Below are 14,379 nucleotides of genomic sequence, written 5' to 3'. Positions count from 1 at the left end.
TCACCACCGGATGAGTATGGGGCCTGTCGCCAGTTTACCCTCAGGCGGATCGGGCAAATGGTGCGGCGATGGTCAGTATGTGCTTGATGAATCCTGCGGTTTCCTACTGCGCCAAAGTGAAATTGGCCTTGCCCGGGTGATACATTCATCAATACCGGCAGGTATGCGGCCATTATCATTGCCACCACAGGGACACGGATCGTCGATGCCTGCAGGAGCTTTTTGCCCAACGTGTCGTTGCAAATGACTAGCACCCTGGACTTGATGGGCGCCAAACAAATTTGCTGAGATTACCTCTGACGTGACTCCTTTGAATTGACCAATCCAAAGCGGATGTCGTGTCGGAAAGACTGCGGAAACGGTATCATTCTGTTCGCATCTTCATCCCATAGCCGCCACCGCAGGCATTCCAAAGAGTCTTTCACACCAATAGCCGCGCTGTTCCAATCTTCGGCTATCGCTGCGTTACATTCCTTCAGGCGATAACACGGGATCTTTGCATTGTAGTGATGCAGATCGTGAAACCCAAAATTCAAGAGTACAAAGTCAACAAGAACTCCCAGACGAAGAGAACTTGCGCCATTCAACGCCGCGGCCTGAGCGTTTTTTTCGCCTGTATCCCGCCAATAGGTTTCTTCGAAATTGTGACCAATATAGACGACAAAAATCCCAAAGCTGCCCGCAAAGACGCTCCCAAGGATCAGGGCAAAAAACGCCCACCACCCCAGAAACGTGATCACCAGAAACCAGAACCCAAACATTGCGATATTCTGAAGCAAAACATCCCGAACACTGACTTTCAGCGTATTTCTAGGCCAGCGATACTGCACAAAGTAGATCAGCAGTGGCCCCAGAAGGAACAATGTGATCGGATGCCTGTAGATGCGATAGAACAGTTTTCTGGAAACGGGCGCGGACTCATATTCGCGCAGTGTCATTACAAAAACCTCGTGGACATCCCGGTGTTCCAGATCACCAAGGTGCAGGTGGTGTAGATTGTGATTGTACCTCAGAACACTGTGCGCAATTCCCGAAAAAATAGACAGACCGTTGCCGAGAAGGTCGTTCAGCTTTCGATCCGAGAAATAGCTGTAATGCCCACAATCATGCTGGATTGAGTAAAGCCGCAGAATCCCTGCGCCGAAGAGAAGCGCGCCGCCAATCAGTGCCAACCAGGATCCAGCAAAGACGGCGGGGACACCCAACCCAAGCGCGACGATAATCACACTGATCGCCAAAGCTTTGCAGGCCGACCGATCGTCTGCTCGTGCAAACTCGCGCGGAACTTTGATCGAGTTCATACTTAGTCGCTGGACAAAATCTGCTAATTTGAAAGCACTGTGCCATCAACAACCTGACCTTAGCAAGGGTTGGGCCGCCTATCGATTGCCTGGTAACACAACCTGACTTGGTACGATGATCGCGCGGACAGGACCTGATGTCACTGGGATACGCGGGAAAACTCCAGAAACATGTAAGGTTGAATGTTCTCAAAAGGCCCAAGGCGAAACGCTTGCGTTAGACCAAGTGCCTTAGCTGCGCGCCCAACCCTGTTGAACACTCCGATGTGTTTTTGAAACACAGGATCGGTGTTGAACCGGTCAATCATCCGGTCCGTTATCTCGTGCCGCACACGTAAATTCAGCTGGGACGCGGCCAGATACCGCTTGATTTCGGACAGTCGGACAAAGTTCAGACTGTTCCACAGACCATGTACCCCATAGGTGTCTTCAACCCAGTCAATTCGCCGCCGGAACAGTCGCCCGGTGGTCACCTTTGAGCCGACAATGGGGATGTTGAAATGCGGCTCGTAGGGGAACCCATAGTTGGGACACAGCACGACGCATCGCCCTTTGGGCTTCAGAAGTCGCGGCAATGTACCCAGAAAGTGCCTCCAGTCCGGAAGATGCTCCAGCACATTGACCAGATAGACCAGATCATACGCGTGTGAGGCGTTATAATCCTCGTAGGTCGAGCGATATATCTTGGCCCCCAACCCCTGGGCATGTTGCAGCACACCTTCCATCGCCTCAAAACCTTCGGCAAAAGGTTCGATTCCTTCCAGGCTGACATTTGGGTGCCTTTGCGCCAATAACGTCAGCAGTATTCCGGCACCGCAACCGACTTCTAGCGCACGCGCGCCCTGCGGCAGAGCTGAAATCTCAGGGTCGAGGTTTTGGAAATGAAACCGGGCGGCGCTAAGCCAGATGTCTTTCAGCGGAAAATCAAACCTTGCGAAATCATCCAGAACCTCGTCGATCAAAAAAGGCCTTTCTCGGCGGTTCAACGAATGCATACTGATCCCGACATGGTAAGTTTCGGAAATTGATAGAACAATGTGTTGGAGTGGGCCAGCTTCTTATACGATCGCCGCCGTGGGGGTCGTCGCCACAGTAAAAGCAATACGTCAGGGCGACAGCGCTTTGCTCTGGACTCCGCTGGTGTATTTTACTGCGATCGAGGTGCTACAGGGGTACTCCTATTCGGTGGAAGGCCAATGTGCCCTGCCCCAGAACCAGGTTGCAACATTGCTGGCTTATTTGCACATAGCGTTTCAGCCATTGTTTACCTGTATCCTGGCGCTTTATTTCATCCCCAGCGACGTACGCCGGATAGTCATGCCGGTTGTTCTGGGCATAGGTGCACTGACCGGGGCGTATCTGCTGATACAAATCTACCCCTTCGAATGGGCCGGCGCGTGCAGACCTGGTCGGCTTTTGTGCAGCGACCATCTGTGCGTGAAGAAGGAAAGCTGGCATATCGGCTGGCATTTACCGCTGAATGACCTGGGTGAACGTCTGCCTGCCACGATACTCGGGCGGCAATATGATTTGAATTTCCCGGTTTACTTCACCGTGATGTTCATACTTCCGGCCCTGTTGGGCGCGTGGAAAGTAGCAGGCTTTCAGCTGTTGATCGGACCGACGCTAGCCTGGGCAACAGCATCCAGCCCAACGGAAATGCCCGCCATTTGGTGTCTGTTCTCACTTGGAATTGTAATGATAATTGTCTTCACGCCGCTACGGGAATTCCTGTTCGTGAAATCGTGGCCGATATGGGATGTGCTGCGCAGGGTGAACGGTAGATATAAAAGAACACTCTAGAAACCGAACAACCCGTTCACCCGCGCATCACCATTTCTTCCCTCATCATGCTTGCGACCTGAATGGGTTCTTCGCCGAACATTCAGACCCCCTTGAGCTTTTGAGAGTCGAAAACACAAACTGACGCGGCGCTATGCCGTGTCTTCCTCAACCAGTTGATAAAGAACCCACTCTTCCGACAGCCCCTTCAGTGGCCTTGACCCCATTTTGGTGAAATCCAGACCAGACCCAAGAACCAGATCACGTACGGTGCTGGAAACCCAGACATGCCCGCCCGGCGTGAGGCTCAGGACACGGGCCGTAATTGCAATCGCGATCCCCGTCACGTCGTTAACTGTTCGCAAGCATTCTCCAGCGTGAATCCCGGTGCGGATCTTGAGGCCGGATTTACTTGCCGCAGCCTGAAACGCCCGGGCACAGGCAATCGCAGCGCTGGGTCGTGGGAATGCCGCCAGCAACCCATCCCCCATCAGTTTGATAAGCGAGCCATCGTGCTGGGCAACAGTCCGGATCGCGGCCGCATCAAGGCAGTCCATGATGTCCCGCCATTTTGCATCACCAAGGCGTGCGATAATTTCGGTCGAGTTCACTACGTCTGTCATCATGATCGTGATCAGAAGACTGTCGTTTTCACTGTCACCAGAGCAAAGCGAGATGTTTTCTTCAAAGGTCTGGTCGATCAGGTTGCCTTGGTCAGACGGGGTCTTGCCGGGCTGGGTCGGAAATCTTTTTACGACCGACTGATCGTCTCGGTTCATATCCACGACACCCAAAGAACCAAGGTTCTTCCAGGGGCTTAACGGCTCGGGCATCTCGGGGTAGTCAACAGGCTCAATAATTGAAAACGAAGTGTTCAGCATTTGTGCACCACAAAATAAAGTATTTGCACCGCAGGCTACTTGCATATTGTCAACAAGCCGCGACGCAAATGTTAATGAAGTGTTAACAGCGGCTGGTTTAGCGCACGCTAGGCTTGTGCCTCACCGGATACATATTCCAAAAAGAGGTTAGAGCACTGCGGGCCGCGACACCCATCCATGTGAAATCGCGTATCGAAACATAGTGTTGAGGACTGAACCTTGAAAAAGCTGAATGTATTGTTGGTAGAAGATGATCCGTCATTGCTCGCTTTGACGTCTGCGCTTCTCAAGCCTCATTTCAGCGTCCTTCAGGCGTCCAATGTCGCGGATGCCCGCGCGATCCTCGCCTCGAAATCCGTGGATATTGCGCTGCTTGATCTGGGGCTGCCGGACGAAGACGGCTTGGTGCTGGCGCGTTCGATGCGGGCGAAATCGGCGCTGCCGCCCATCATTTTTGTCTCCTCCAGAGACAGCGCCAGTGACAAGATCAGCGGGCTGGACATCGGGGGCGACGATTACCTCACCAAGCCTTTTGATCCTGATGAGCTTTTGTCGCGCATCAACGCGGTTCTTCGCCGGACGAACGCCCATGCGTCGACTCCTCGCCGGGAAACCCGGGTGCGCCTTGGCGAAGTGGAAATTGACCTCGATACCCGACAAGTATGGAACGAACAGCTGGAAACGACCCCGTTCACCCGCGCTGAATTTGATGTGCTGATGGCTATTGTCAATGCAAACGGTCGCGTGTTGTCCCGCGCGGTCCTACTGGACGCTGTTGCTCTGTCGCCGGATCATGATGCCGGTGAGCGCACAATCGACGCATTGGTGGCGAAAATTCGGAAAAAGCTGTCGAGCGGGCGTGATGGACCCAAAATCATCTCAACTGTCCATGGTGTCGGCTATCGGCTGGGGCTGGTGCGAAGTTGATCCCGCGCGCCTACATATATGACGAGCCTATCAACGCGCTTACCCAGAACTTCGTTGATAAGACTGTCGAGGGCAAATACCGCGAGTGGTATTTCGAATCCACGCGCGGTCAATTCAGGACGGCCTTGTTGTTCGGGGCGTCTTTCTATGTCGTTTTCGCCTTTCTGGAGGTCTTTGTCCTACATACGCGCGCATTCTCTGGACAGGATCTGGCGGTCTGGGGCGCCAGGCTTTTCATCATCTCTTTCATCTTTGGGCTTTTCTTTTTCTCCCACAAACTTCCCGCGCGCACATTACCCGTCATAATTTCAACGGGATGGTCTTTGATGTACCTCGTTATCTGGGCTGCCTTTGCGTTTTCGGGCGACCATGAATCGAAAGATTTCCTGTATCGCTTTGCGCTGATCAGCTTGGCCGGCACTGTTTTCCTGCCTTTTGTGTTTTCCCATTCGGCAGCGCTGCAGCTTCTGCTTTTTGTCCCGGTATCCTATTATCTGGTGTTTGATAATTCCGGCGCCAGCAATGGCATCGACACCTGGATCGGTCCTTCCTTTGTTCTTTGCTCAGTGGTTCTGATCGGCCTGTATGCAAAGTTTTTTTCGGAAAGGACGTTACGGGCAAACTTTGTTCAAAGCGTCTATCTTGAAAAAGCGCGCAACGACGCGGAGAAAGCGAATGAAGCAAAATCGCAGTTTCTCGCAACCGCAAGCCACGAGCTGCGCACACCGCTGAACGGCATCGTCGGGAATATCCGGCTGATCAAACTGATGCCGCAAGACCGCGCATCGCTGGATCAGAGACTGGATGAAATCGAACGCTCCAGCCTTGCGATGAGAAACCTCATCGATGACGTTCTGAACATCGCAAGGCTGGAAGAAAAAGCCGAAGACCTCGAATATCAAACTTTCAACCTGTCTGAAATCCTTCAGGATCTGGAGGCCGTACTTCGCCCCCTGGCCCGTTCCAAAAACCTGCAACTGATCATCCCTCAGTTCGACGATGGCGTTTATCTTAGCGGAAATAGTGGTCACCTGAGACACATCTTGCTGAACCTGCTTGGAAATGCGGTGAAATTCACCCAAGAGGGTTCGGTGACCTTGTCGTTTGAGCAATCAAAACAGTCCGTGGCCTTCACCGTCAGCGACACCGGGATCGGTGTGCCCGAGGATCAGGTTGCCAGTATTTTTGAACCGTTCACGCAAGCGTCAAACATTGATTCCCGCAAAATTGGAGGAACCGGGCTGGGGCTTTCGATCGTGCGCGGACTTGTGTCCTCACTGGAAGGACAGGTCACCGTGAAAAGCAGCCTCGGCGAAGGAACAGTTTTCCGGGTGGAAGTGCCGTTTCAGGCCGCACCAGCCCCATCGCCTCAATCCGAGGCAGCGGGGATGGCCGTTACGGTGGGTTCACAGCAGAACGTGCTGATTGTCGAGGACGACCCCACCAGTATGGAAATCCTCAAGAGTCTGCTGGAGCGAGACGGACATGAAGTCACTGCAGCGGCAAATGGCCGTGACGCGAAAGAGGTGTTCAGACCAGACAAGGTTGATTGCATCCTGACAGATATCCGTCTTCCAGATACGACAGGCGTTCAATTGGCGCGCGACCTTAAAGGAATTGCAAAGGTCAAGCGGCCCGACAAGACGATCGCGACCATAGCAGTCACTGCAAACGTAATGCCCGAAGATCTTGATGAATATACGGCAGCAGGCTTCGACGCGGTCGTCTCCAAGCCGTTGGATGAACGTGTTCTGTACGGCGCGATCCGGGCGTCGATCGAGAAACACCCCTCGGACGCGCCATACGTGTCCTCTCAGTCAGAAGTCACCAAGGCGCGCCTCAGCAAGTTCTTGAGCGGTGAAGAAATGGAGCAAGTCTTTCTGGCGTTCAGTGAGTCATTGGAAGAGTGCCACTCGCAACTCGAGAAAGCGCAGAAACAGGGTGATCGGGATCGGATTGAGTTTCTGGTTCACCGAGTTTACGGCAGTGTGTCGAGCTTTGGTGAAACTGAACTTGCGAACATGGCAAAATCTGTCGAGACGCTTTTGCAAAGCGGAACTGAAAACTATGGCGTCGAGTTGAAGGAACTGATCGATTCATGTGGGGCCGTGCTAAAGAGCCTTAAAAAGCGAACAGCTTGACTGTTGCGCACAGACAGCCAACCTTCTTCCGTTCGGGCATAGAGCCCCGCCCTACATCAGTTTTGCGAAGCATCGCTTGAACGCGTCCAGACCGACGAACAGGGGTCGGGTCAGCGTCACGGTGGTTCTACAGGGCCTTCACCAAAACTGTCGTCAAAGGAGACGCTCCGCAAGCCCGATAAATGGGGAGCACAACGAACCCAACAAGAAAAATCAGGCTTTAGGCCGGAGATTCGGATGCTCCATACTAAAGCGTTAAAAAATATTCGACTCCTTCCCAGGCATACAATCCTGACAATCCTCGCAATAATTACCATGATTTCAGGTCATTTTGAGCTTTCGAATGCACCTTTGGACCCATGAAAGCGACCAAACACAAAGCCATCAGTTGATCTCAGTTCATTCGTCTCTGAAATTTTGAAATATTGAAAAAGGGGCAAGCCCTGTCAGGTTGCGCTTGCAATCAGGCCTTTCTCAGGACGGAAAACCCCAATGGCACAAGACCTCGTTGCGCAACTGGATGACAAGTTGCGCGCAAAGCGTGAATCCTTCGACAAACTTCCCATAATCGACGTAGCTCCGCTGCTGGACGGCAGCGACAAACTGAAAGTGGCAAAGGAAATTCGCTGGGCACTGTCGAACACCGGCTTCATGTATGTAAAGAACCACGGCGTCGCGCAGGATTTCGTCGATCAGGTCTTCGACGTCACCCGCCGTTTCTTCAATCTGCCGATGAAAGACAAGATGAAGCTGCATGTCAGCAACTCTGACGTGGCGCTGCGCGGCTATATCGAACCCTATGGAGAAAACACCGATCCGACCAAGACCAAAGACCTGAAAGAGTGTTTTGATATCGGGCCCGAGTGTGAAGCTTTGGAGGGCCCGTTTTTCGGACCCAATCAATGGACGGACCGGCTGCCCGAATTTCAGGACTTGGTTTACAGCTATCACCAGAAAATGGTCACACTGTCCAAACAGCTACTGGGTGGCGTCGCGCTGAGTTTGTGCCTGCCTGAAACCCACTTCGAAAACCTGATGAAAAGCCCGATCAGTATTCAGCGTCTGCTGCACTACCCACCGCAAAACGGCATGATAGATGAAAAGATCATCGGCATCGGCGCGCATACCGATTATGGCAACTTGACCATTCTGGCGCAGGATGATGTTGGCGGTCTTCAGGTGATGAACCGCGAAGGCAATTGGGTCGAAGGGTCTCCGATCTCCGGGACCTTCGTGATCAATATCGGAGACCTGATCCAGCGTCTGACCAATGATGTCTATCTGGCCAACATGCACCGCGTCATCAACACCTCGGGTCGTGAACGTTATTCGATCCCATTCTTCATTGATGCCGACTATGAAGCGGTGTTCACGCCCCTGGACTCGTGCATCTCTGAGGACAACCCGCGCCGCTATGAAAGCGTCACGTGCGGAGCACATAAGTTCGGACGTTTCGCGGCCAGCTACGCCCATCTGAAAGAAGCTGTTTAAGCAGATGGCCGGAATAGGCGGGGTTCAGAAGCTTAAATAATTACCCGATGTTCCGGCCTTCACCTTATTTCAGTTCCTGCGACATAATCGACCGCGAATCTGGCAAACCACAGAATTCCGATATTTCATTAATCGCCTCAGACCAGATTTCTGCTCAAAATGAAAGCGCTGCACTCATCCGTCAGTTCCTGGAACCGGGGTTTCTCCTTAACGTACAAATAGACCTGCCGTTTGTCGGGAAGGTCCGGCAGGGCGCGAAAAGCGGTGGTTTCGGGAATAAAACGCGCGACAGTCTGGGGGAGCACGGTCACCCACTTCCCGGTTCTGACCATGGTAATAAGCGAATGCGTGTTGTGAATGGTGACATCGGCATCCGTGATCGCATCGACAAATTTCGGCGTCTGGATAAGATCACACAGGGCATTCCGAACAAACGCAGCCGCCATCACATCATCCAGGGTCGGCGGCGTAGCGCTAGTGATAAGCGGATGGTCAGACGCGCAAACTAGCCCGAATTGATCCTCGAACAGGGGAATGGCCTTGATCCCTTTCAACGGATGAAAGCCCGAAGCAATTCCGATGTCTGCCTTGCCGTCCACAAGCGAATCCAGCACCTGTTGCGTATCCGTATCGCGCAATTCGACCCTCAGCCCGGGAAAGCGGTGGGTCATATGTTCAAGCACCGAAGGAAAGACCAACGCGGCGACCGATGGAACCGACACGATGCGCATCAGGCCGTGGGTGGCATCCGCAGCCGCCTCGATCGACTGCACCGTCTGATCAAACTGGCGAACCTGCTTCAAGGACAATTCGAACACCTGCTCTCCCAGTGCGGACAGATGGGTCTTTCGTTCTCCTTCAAACAGCTTTTTGCCCAAATGGCTCTCGAGTTGCTTTAGTGTCATCGACACGGCCGATTGAGTGCGACCCAGACGGTCTGCCGCCTCGGTCAGGTTGCCCGTTTGCGCAACAGTACAAAAGCAGCGCAGCATTTCGATCTTGATGGCCATACTTCAAGTTTCCTGAATTTTCATTCAATTGTTTGAGTTTGACTGATGTGGATTGCGGAGTCCATTCTCGGCCCGACCAATTATGACGTGGGGCCTGTTGTGACTAAACTGAACCTGATCGCCGGCGAGTGGCTGGCCGGCGAAAGCGAGATCGAAAACCGCAATCCTTCTGATCTGAGCGACCTGATCGGTCATTTCGCCCAGGCCAGTGCGGATCAGCTTGAGGCGACGTTGGATCAGGCCCGTGTCGCGCAGGCAGAGTGGGCCGCCTATGGACTCGAGCGCAAACAGACGGTGCTGATGAACATAGGCACCGAACTGATGACCCGCGCCGAGGAGCTTGGCACCCTGCTTAGCCGGGAAGAGGGTAAACCTCTTGCAGAAGGCAAAGGCGAAGTTTACCGCGCCGGGCAGTTCTTCACCTACTATGCTGCCGAGTGTTTGCGCCAAATCGGCGAGAACGCGGATTCAGTGCGCCCGGATATCGAAATCGACGTGCGCCGCGAGGCGGTCGGTGTTGTTGCCGTCATCAGCCCATGGAATTTTCCCACAGCCACAGCATCGTGGAAAATCGCTCCGGCGCTGTGCTACGGCAATGCGGTGGTCTGGAAACCCGCCAACATCACGCCGGCGTCGGCCGTCGCCCTGACCGAGATCATCAGCCGTCAGGACATCCCCAAGGGTCTGTTCAGCCTTGTCATGGGATCGGGTCGGTCGATCGGACAGCGGCTGGTCGAAAGCCCCAAGGTCAATGCCATCTCGTTCACCGGGTCCGTCCCGGTTGGCAAGGGCATTGCTGCGGCTGCCATTCAGAACGTGACCAAGGTGCAGATGGAAATGGGATCGAAAAATGCGCTGGCTGTCATGGACGATGCCGATCTCGACCTTGCTGTCTCTCTGGCGTTGGGGGGTGCGTTCGGGGGGACCGGTCAGAAATGTACCGCGTCATCTCGACTGGTGGTTCATGCCGCCGTGCACGATGCCTTTGTCGAAAAACTGGTGGCCGGTGCGCAGGCGATGAAAGTCGGCCACGCGCTGGCAGAGGGCACGCAGATGGGGCCGGTGGTCAGCGCACAGCAGCTGGACGAAAACCTGGCTTATGTCGATCTCGGCAAGTCCGAAGGGGCCGAACTGGCCTGCGGCGGCCAGCGATTGGAGATGCCTCAGGATGGCTATTACATGAGCCCAGGTGTGTTCCTGAACACCACCAATGACATGCGCATCAACCGCGAAGAGATGTTCGCACCGCTGACCTCGGTCATCAAGGTCGGCAGCTATGACGAGGCTCTGGCCACCGTCAACGACACCAATTTCGGCCTGACCTCAGGCATCGTCACACAGAGCCTGGCCCGCGCCACGCATTTCCGCCGCAACGCGCGCACCGGTGTCGTGACCGTGAACCTGCCCACCGCAGGTACTGATTATCACGTGCCCTTTGGCGGACGCGGGGACAGCTCGTACGGCCCGCGTGAACAGGGTAAGGCCGCAGCCGAGTTCTACACGACGGTCAAAACCGCCTATATCAGCGCTGGAAAGCCGATTTGATGCGGATCGACGGGCTGCAATACACCAATTGGTCCGAGAAGATCTTTCGGCAATTGCGCGAAGGCGGCGTGGACGCAATCCACGTCACCATCGCCTATCATGAGAATTTCCGCGAAACCGTCCTGAACTTTGAAAAATGGAACCGATGGTTCGAGCAATACCCCGATCTGATCATGAAAGGGTTGTGGGCCAGCGACATAGACAAGGCTCGGGAAGCCGGGCGTACGGCCGTGTTCTTTGGCTTCCAGAACCCGTCTCCCATCGAGGACGATATCGGGTTGGTCGAAATCGTGCACACTCTGGGCGCACGGTTCATGCAACTGACCTACAACAACCAGTCCCTGCTGGCCACGGGCTGTTATGAGGCCGAAGATACCGGCATCACCCGCATGGGCCGTCAGGTCATCAGAGAAATGAACCGGGTCGGGCTTGTGGTGGACATGAGCCACTCGGCCGATCGGTCCACTATTGAAGCAGCCGAGCTTTCCGAGCGTCCGATCGCCATAACCCACGCAAACCCGCACGAATGGTCGCCCGCCCTGCGCAACAAGCGTGACGATGTGATCCGGGCGGTGACGGAAAACGGTGGGATGTTGGGATTTTCGGTCTACCCTCATCACCTGAAAGACAAGTCGGACTGCACATTGGACAGCTTTTGCGAGATGATCGCCCGCACAGCGGATAAATACGGCGCAGAGCACCTCGGGATCGGCACGGATTTGTGTCAGGATCAGCCCGACAGCGTGGTCGAATGGATGCGGGTTGGGCGTTGGTCCAAACAGATCGACTATGGCGAAGGCTCGGCAAGTAATCCGGGCTTCCCTGCGATGCCAGCCTGGTTTCGGGACAACCGCGACTTTGGAAATATCGAACAAGGGTTGCGCGCGACCGGCCTGAACGATGACGAAGTGGTCGGGATAATGGGAGGAAACTGGTACAGGTTCTTTGCCGAGAACTTCGTTGCCCGGGGGTAGCCGAATGGAAACACAGGCGCAAATTCACATTGACCGACGAGACCCCGCCACCGTCATGCGGTTGTCGCGACTGGGATCGCTACACCAGTGTCGGCTGAGCTTCATGCGGCAGCTGACCCGCCGCATGGCGCGGGAGAACTGGTCGTTTTCACGCCCCGTTTTCGCCCTTGATGCCAATGGCGTCGGGACGGCAGTCTACACCGCCCACGGTCCGGAAAGAGCGTATTCGTTGGTTGCCTTCGCCCATGACCTGCCGTCCGAGAAACGCTCGGACCGTGTGATCGCCGACGCCTGGGACGCTACCTTCGCTTTGTTTGATGGCATCCCGACCGAGGCCGATATTGAGCGTCTTTCGAAAAACGTCCCCCTGCAGGAAGCGGGGCGCGTCAGTGAGACCGAGCTGTCCTTATCTCGCGCCAACCGCTCGGTCCGGCTTTGGGAGCATGTCGTTGATGCTCTGGCCGCAGGGCGGCAGCCGGATGTGCAGCAAATCTATCAGGTCGGTTATCTGATGCGAACGACGGCCGTCTATGGCTCGGGCAAATTCGGTGCTGCAGATCGCGAAAACATCGCAAGCCGCCCGGAAACGAGCGCACCCTTTCAGGCCGAGATGCTATCGGTTTTTTTGACCCGAGCCTTCGTGCGGGATCTGGTGCAACACATGGCCAACGCCAAGGGCGGCAGTCAGGCCGCGACACTGGACCCGAACATTGCCCATTGGTTGGGTATCGGCAATTCCACCGGCCTTGGCATGGCACCGTACATTGTCAATCACCCCATCCTGTTCAACAACTGGGTCATGGCACGGGAAGAGGCAATTGCGCGCGTCCGATCCGTGGAATCCGCGACTGCGGACGAGATCGATCACTTTCGTCAAATATTCGAACGCAGCCAGCTTTCGATTACGTGGTGGCGGTCTGACCATCCCATACAAATCAATAAACTGGCGGCGTTGAAAGCTGATCTGCAAGCGATCTCGGATTACCTTGACCAAGGTGGTTTGACCGGCAATCACCCCTGGAACCGTCTGGTGATGTGGTCGCAAACCACGCTCAGCGTAGAAGGACAGGAGTATCTCGCCTCGCTGATCCTTGAACCCTACGCAGATCTTGTGGACGGCTTGGCCTCGTGCATGGCTGACGGTAATGCCGAGGCATTTGTGATCAATGGGGCTATGCCGATCAGCGAAGTACGTGACTTGATCCGAGGCGCGTTTGGTTGGGCGCTGGATCTGGATTGGGCATCCCGTGAAAACTGCGCCCGCGCTTGGTACGTATCCGAAGAAAAGCTGGAGCCTCGCATGGGTGAACGGTTCGAGGAACCCATCGAGGACTACGAACAGCCACTGGCCCCGGCCCGGGACGCAGCGGCGGCCCATGCGGAGTTGATCGAATGGGACGGCGCCGTGCCAGTTGCAGAGTTCCTGCTGCGTCATCCTGAACATCGCCACACCGTCCGGCGAGCCCAGATGACCCGCACCGCGCCCTATGGCGAAATCCGGGACAACACGATCGGCGCATCGGTTGTGCCTCTCGATATGTTGCGGGCAAAGCTGTCGTTCTTCGGGGCTACTCATTTCGATCCGCGTTCGGATCGCTGGGTTCGCATTTGCATGTATGCCGGTGCACCCTACCCCGAAGAACTGACCATCGAAAACGCCGATCTTTGGGTCTATCCAGAGGTGCCAGCATGAGTTTCTCACTGAACGAGATGGAGGCAACGGCCAAACGCGCAACCCGCGGGGCGGGCTATTCCTGGGGACAGGCCGAAGAGGCGTCAAAAGCAGCACGTTGGCTTTGTGCGCAAGGTCTGGATGGCGCCGGGGCTCTTGCCCGGTTGTTGTCGCTCGGGCTGGCTTCGGACCTTGCCGCGCACCGCCCCCAACAGGTTGATGGCCTGTGGCAAGGCGACAGTGACCTGTGTCCGTTGTCGGCGGGGCCTCTCTTGTCCGACAGCGCATATCTGCTGAAGGCCGACCCGGTTGAGATGCGGGACGTTGTTGCACCTGAGATGCTGCTGCCCTTTGCCGCCAATGCGGCGCGTGTTCTGAAATGCTGGGTAAGCGTCGAAATCGACGGCACACTTGCAGTCACAGACGGAGATCACCTTGCCGTCCACGATGTTTTGCCCACCGCAGCCCGACGGGTCACCGTTTCACCAGGTGTTGCACCTGAGCTTCTGCGCAAACGGCAAACGCGCGCGCAACCCGCGCTGGATGATTGGGATGCTCTGAACCGAATTGCCCACCGCACATACGCCCCCGCAACCGAAGAATCCCGCCTGCTGGGCGCAGGGGCCGGGCTTTCTGACAACGACTGAAGAGAAAT

At 55.3% G+C, this 14,379-nt stretch carries 12 protein-coding genes; 8 read left to right on the top strand and 4 right to left on the bottom strand.

The genetic code is table 11. The features are described from left to right. Positions 1-290 precede the first annotated feature (290 nt). Together ACR0IK_RS18255 and ACR0IK_RS18250 are read right to left on the bottom strand one after the other, a co-directional pair. Entirely contained in the window at positions 291-1,301 is a 1,011-nt protein-coding gene (locus tag ACR0IK_RS18255) for a fatty acid desaturase (protein ID WP_480642630.1), read from the bottom strand. 140 nt (positions 1,302-1,441) lie between these two features. Continuing rightward, on the bottom strand, positions 1,442-2,263 hold the full coding sequence (locus ACR0IK_RS18250) for a class I SAM-dependent methyltransferase (protein ID WP_480642628.1): 822 nt from the start codon (positions 2,261-2,263) through the stop codon (positions 1,442-1,444). Positions 2,264-2,375: 112 nt separating this feature from the next. Between ACR0IK_RS18250 and ACR0IK_RS18245 the strand changes: the two genes are divergently transcribed. Further along, a complete protein-coding gene (locus ACR0IK_RS18245) occupies positions 2,376-3,104 on the top strand; it encodes a DUF5765 domain-containing protein (RefSeq protein WP_480642626.1) in 729 nt (242 codons plus the stop codon). Between the two features lie 131 nt (positions 3,105-3,235). Here the strand turns inward: ACR0IK_RS18245 and ACR0IK_RS18240 are convergent, their stop codons facing one another. Next, positions 3,236-3,964: an adenylate/guanylate cyclase domain-containing protein gene (locus ACR0IK_RS18240; protein WP_480642625.1), complete on the bottom strand. Its 729-nt coding sequence runs from the start codon at positions 3,962-3,964 to the stop codon at positions 3,236-3,238. A 219-nt stretch (positions 3,965-4,183) separates the two neighbouring features. On the opposite strand from ACR0IK_RS18240, the gene ACR0IK_RS18235 reads away from it, so the two are divergent. The 3 genes from ACR0IK_RS18235 (at position 4,184) to ACR0IK_RS18225 (ending at position 8,523) form a co-directional block, all read left to right on the top strand. Further along, positions 4,184-4,891: a response regulator transcription factor gene (locus tag ACR0IK_RS18235; RefSeq protein ID WP_480642624.1), complete on the top strand. Its 708-nt coding sequence runs from the start codon at positions 4,184-4,186 to the stop codon at positions 4,889-4,891. 326 nt (positions 4,892-5,217) lie between these two features. After that, complete coding sequence (locus ACR0IK_RS18230; RefSeq protein WP_480642622.1) at positions 5,218-7,032, top strand: ATP-binding protein; 1,815 nt, start codon at positions 5,218-5,220, stop codon at positions 7,030-7,032. Between the two features lie 492 nt (positions 7,033-7,524). Continuing rightward, positions 7,525-8,523 (top strand): isopenicillin N synthase family dioxygenase, encoded by a 999-nt coding sequence (locus tag ACR0IK_RS18225; RefSeq protein ID WP_480642620.1) that lies wholly within the window; start codon positions 7,525-7,527, stop codon positions 8,521-8,523. 137 nt (positions 8,524-8,660) lie between these two features. Here ACR0IK_RS18225 and ACR0IK_RS18220 read toward each other — a convergent pair whose 3' ends face one another. Further along, entirely contained in the window at positions 8,661-9,533 is an 873-nt protein-coding gene (locus ACR0IK_RS18220; protein WP_480642619.1) for a LysR family transcriptional regulator, read from the bottom strand. A gap of 45 nt (positions 9,534-9,578) precedes the next feature. On the opposite strand from ACR0IK_RS18220, the gene ACR0IK_RS18215 reads away from it, so the two are divergent. From ACR0IK_RS18215 to ACR0IK_RS18200, 4 genes are read left to right on the top strand one after another with little or no spacing between them, the layout of a single operon-like run. Continuing rightward, a complete protein-coding gene (locus ACR0IK_RS18215) occupies positions 9,579-11,078 on the top strand; it encodes an aldehyde dehydrogenase family protein (RefSeq protein WP_480642617.1) in 1,500 nt (499 codons plus the stop codon). Beyond that, positions 11,078-12,052 carry a membrane dipeptidase gene (locus ACR0IK_RS18210; RefSeq protein WP_480642690.1) on the top strand — a complete coding sequence of 325 codons (975 nt, stop codon included), beginning with the start codon at positions 11,078-11,080 and terminating at the stop codon, positions 12,050-12,052. The genes ACR0IK_RS18215 and ACR0IK_RS18210 overlap by 1 nt, the downstream gene beginning before the upstream one ends. Before the next feature lie 4 nt (positions 12,053-12,056). Next, positions 12,057-13,745: a hypothetical protein gene (locus ACR0IK_RS18205; RefSeq protein WP_480642616.1), complete on the top strand. Its 1,689-nt coding sequence runs from the start codon at positions 12,057-12,059 to the stop codon at positions 13,743-13,745. After that, positions 13,742-14,371, top strand: coding sequence for a DUF3726 domain-containing protein (locus ACR0IK_RS18200; protein ID WP_480642615.1), 630 nt, complete (start codon positions 13,742-13,744; stop codon positions 14,369-14,371). Before ACR0IK_RS18205 ends, ACR0IK_RS18200 begins: the two co-directional genes overlap by 4 nt. Positions 14,372-14,379: the final 8 nt, after the last annotated feature.

This window comes from Ruegeria sp. BF7 (genome assembly GCF_056538605.1).
The sequence above is the reverse complement of the archived record's forward strand: the minus strand, read 5'-3'. Positions and strand labels throughout refer to the sequence as shown.